Consider the following 3787-nt stretch of genomic DNA (forward strand, 5'->3'; position numbering starts at 1 on the left):
AGGTCTACCTGATTCCGCAGTTCCAGATCATCCAGAACCTGGGGTTGCTCAACACCGTTCTCGGGATAGCACTTCCGGGAATCTTCAGCGCCTTCGGTGTTTTCCTCATGCGTCAGATCTTTCTCGGCCTGCCGCTTGAGCTCGAAGAGGCCGCCCGCCTCGACGGGGCGAACCCGTTTCAGATCTTCTACAAGATCATGCTGCCGCTCGCGACGCCGGGAATCAGCGCCCTGGTCATCATCACCACCCTGTGGTCGTGGAATGATCTGCTGTGGCCGCTCGTCGTGACAACCTACGCCGAGAAGATGCCGCTCTCCGCCGGCCTGGCGACCCTGGCCGGTAGCATCACGACCGACTACCCGGTCATGATGGCCGCGAGCGTGCTCGCCATGGCGCCCGTGCTCATCCTCTTCATCGCTCTGCAGCGCCGCGTCGTTGAAGGTCTTGCCTTCAGCGGCTCGAAGTAATCCTCAACATGTCTGGAAACTCGTGAATCTCTCCATTGGCCTCATCGGCGCCGGCGGCATCACCCATGTACACATTCCGGCCTGGCTCGCCCTCGGCGCACAGGTCACCGTGTTCTCCCTCGACGGGGCGGCCGACGTCGCATCGCAATACGGCGTCCGGGTCGCCGACACACTCGACGACCTGCTGGCAACCTGCGACATCGTCGACATCTGCACTCCCACCCCGACACACCGGGATCTGTCCGAGCGAGCGCTGCGCGCGGGCAAGCACGTGATTTGTGAAAAGCCCATCGCACTCACCGCAGCGGACGCCGAGGCCCTCGCCGAGCTTGCACACTCCGTTGGCAAACAGCTGCACCCCGCTCACGTGGTGCGCTATTTCCCGGAGTATGCCCTTGCCCAGACTGCCGTCGCGGCCGGACAGATCGGCGATCCCGCGATTCTGCGCTTCAGCCGCATCGGAGAGTTCCCAACGTGGGCCGAATGGTTCGCGGACGAAGCCCAATCCGGAGGAATTGTGCTGGATCAGATGATCCACGACCTCGATATCGCGCGGTGGGTTGCCGGTGACGTCAGCGAGGTTTACGCGGTGAAATCGGCGGCGGATGGCTGCGAGACCGCGCAGGTCGTGCTCACCCATGAGAGCGGTGCACTCAGCTACGTCACCGGCGTGTGGGGCGCCCCGGGAACCACCTTCGCCACGAGCTTCTCGATGGCGGGGTCTCGGGGCGTGCTGACGCATGATTCCCGAACGGATGCCTCGGTTCGCTTCGATGTGGGGGCGCCGGCCGGGGGCAATTCTGCCCGTCCGGACACCTCCGTCGGAGAAAGCCCCTACCTGACCGAACTGCGCGAGTTCGCCGTCGCGATCGGTGGAGGCGCCCCGCCTCGGGTCAGCCTCGCTGATGCCACGCGCGCGGTGGAGCTCGCCATCGCCGCGAACGAGTCGATCGCCTCCGGGCGAAGCGTCTCCGTTCTGCGTCTGCCGGTGTCCGCATGAGGGCCCCGAAGCCCGGGGCCCTCGGCGGTCCTCGTCCCCTGCGCGTCGGGCTGATGTCCTTCGCGCACGTGCACGCGGCCGCGTACGCGCGGCTGCTCGAAGCCATGCCCGATGTTGAGCTGCGCGTCTCGGACCCCGACAGTATCGCGGCGCCCCCCGGCGAACGCCGAGGTCGCCTGCTCGCCGAGGACCTGGGTGTGACCTACGTCGACAGCTACGATGAACTCCTGGCCTGGCGCCCCGACGCCGTGATTGTGACGAGCGAGAACGCGCGACACCGCCCGCTTGTTGAGGCGGCAGCGCAGGCCGGTGCGTCGGTGCTGTGCGAGAAGCCCCTCGCCACCACGTTGGACGATGCCGTAGCCATGAAGGCGGCATGCGACGCGGCCGGCGTGAGTCTGATGACCGCGTACCCGGTGCGGTTCTCGCCCGCCTTCGGTCGGCTGCGTGAGCTCGTCGCTGCCGGGGGAGTGGGCGCCCTGCTCGCGGCGACCGGCACCAACAACGGCCAGATCCCTGTCGGTGATCGCGCCTGGTTCACCGATCCCGCACTGTCTGGGGGCGGTGCCATGGTCGATCACATCGTGCACGTCGCAGACCTGCTTGACGCCCTGACCGGGCTCCGGCCGATAGCCGTACGCGCCGTATCGAACCGAATCCTGCACTCCGAGAAGCCCGAGGTGCGCGCCGAAACCGGGGGACTGGTCACCGTCAGCTACGCGGGCGGTTTCGTGGCGACGATCGACTGTTCCTGGAGCCAGCCCGACAACGCGCCCACCTGGGGCGGCCTCACTCTGCAGGTGATCGGGACTCGCGGCGTCGCCGACATCGATCCCTTCGCGCAACACCTGGGCGGTGTTGGGGCCGGCGGCGCCCTGTTCATGGGCTACGGAGTCGACACGGACCAGCTGCTGCTGCAGGAATTCCTCGAGTCGGTTCGTGCCGGACGGCCGGCACAGCCGGATGGCGCCGCGGGCATCCGTTCGCTCACGATCGTGCTCGCCGCTCAGGAATCAGCCCGCACCGGCGAGGTCGTGGCGGTCGCCTGACGGCAAACACGCTCCCGCACCGGTGGGTCTTGTTGGTCGAGGCGGGCTGGTTTTCGGACTCGTCGTGCGTGGTCTCGATCGCTCGTGCCTCGTGCCTCGACCGGCGGTGGGTGCCTGGTGCCTCGACCGGCGGGTGACCGTGGATCTCGCTGGTCGAGGCGCGACGAAGGAGCGATCGAGACCAAGGGAGCCGGTTTCGGGGTCGACGGTTATGGCTGACCGGGAGAGCGGTTCAGCCGAAGCGGCCGGAGACGTAGTCTTCGGTGGACTGTTCGGTCGGGTTCGAGAAGATCGTCGTGGTGTCGTCGTACTCGATGAGCTTGCCCGGCTTGCCCGTACCCGCGATGTTGAAGAACGCCGTGCGGTCGGAGACGCGCGAGGCCTGCTGCATGTTGTGCGTCACGATCACGATCGTGTACTGGGCCTTCATCTCTTCGATGAGGTCTTCGATGGCGAGCGTGGAGATGGGGTCGAGGGCAGAGCAGGGCTCGTCCATCAGGATCACGTCGGGAGCGACAGCGATGGCACGCGCGATGCACAGACGCTGCTGCTGGCCGCCGGAGAGGCCGGACCCGGGTCGGTCGAGGCGGTCCTTGACCTCGTTCCAGAGGTTCGCGCCACGCAGGGACTGCTCCGTGAGAGCGTCGGCGTCGCTCTTGCTCATGCGGCGGTTGTTGAGCTTCACGCCGGCCAGAACGTTGTCCTGGATCGACATCGTCGGGAATGGGTTGGGGCGCTGAAACACCATGCCCACCTGACGTCGCACGTTCACCGGGTCGACGCCGGGACCGTAGAGGTTGTTGCCGTCGATCAGCACCTCTCCCTCGACGCGAGCACCGGGGATGACCTCGTGCATGCGGTTGAGCGTGCGAATGAAGGTGGACTTGCCGCAGCCGGACGGACCGATGAGGGCCGTCACTGTGCGTGGCTCAATCACGAGCGAGACGCCTTCGACGGCCAGAAAGTTGCTGTAATAAACGTTGAGGTCGGCAACTTCGATGCGCTTGGACATATGTCCCTTTCAATCTGGAAATCTGGAGCTGGAAAGCGGGGAAGAGCGGGCCGGGTTCTGCTAGCGGCCGAACTTGGGCGAGAAGATCTTGGCGATGATGCGAGCGATCAGGTTGAGCGCCATCACGATCAGGATCAGGGTGAGTGCACCGGCCCAGGCGCGATCGATGTAGGCCTGCGAATCGACGCCCTGGCTCGCATACTGGTTGTACACGAACACCGGGAGAGTCATCATGCGCTCACTGAACAGATCGTAATTC

Annotated in this window: 4 protein-coding genes and 1 pseudogene; 3 read left to right on the top strand and 2 right to left on the bottom strand. The window is 65.7% G+C overall.

Annotated elements, in window-relative coordinates:
* From JF66_RS17915 to JF66_RS17925, 3 genes are all read left to right on the top strand, one after another.
* The coding region (locus JF66_RS17915; protein ID WP_035880151.1) for a carbohydrate ABC transporter permease at nt 1–467 on the top strand (467 nt) is incomplete at its 5' end.
* Nucleotides 468–489: 22 nt separating this feature from the next.
* Nucleotides 490–1467, top strand: a complete 978-nt coding sequence (locus JF66_RS17920) for a Gfo/Idh/MocA family protein (protein ID WP_035880152.1) — start codon at nt 490–492, stop codon at nt 1465–1467.
* A complete protein-coding gene (locus tag JF66_RS17925; RefSeq protein WP_051973728.1) occupies nt 1464–2516 on the top strand; it encodes a Gfo/Idh/MocA family protein in 1053 nt (350 codons plus the stop codon). The genes JF66_RS17920 and JF66_RS17925 overlap by 4 nt, the downstream gene beginning before the upstream one ends.
* A gap of 232 nt (nt 2517–2748) precedes the next feature.
* Here the strand turns inward: JF66_RS17925 and pstB are convergent, their stop codons facing one another.
* Both pstB and JF66_RS17935 read right to left on the bottom strand, forming a co-directional pair.
* Nucleotides 2749–3528: a phosphate ABC transporter ATP-binding protein PstB gene (gene pstB / locus JF66_RS17930; RefSeq protein ID WP_035880154.1), complete on the bottom strand. Its 780-nt coding sequence runs from the start codon at nt 3526–3528 to the stop codon at nt 2749–2751.
* A 60-nt stretch (nt 3529–3588) separates the two neighbouring features.
* Nucleotides 3589–3787, bottom strand: a pseudogene (locus JF66_RS17935) (phosphate ABC transporter, permease protein PstA); the annotation flags it as partial.

It is taken from the genome of Cryobacterium sp. MLB-32 (genome assembly GCF_000738085.1).
GTDB lineage: Bacteria > Actinomycetota > Actinomycetes > Actinomycetales > Microbacteriaceae > Cryobacterium.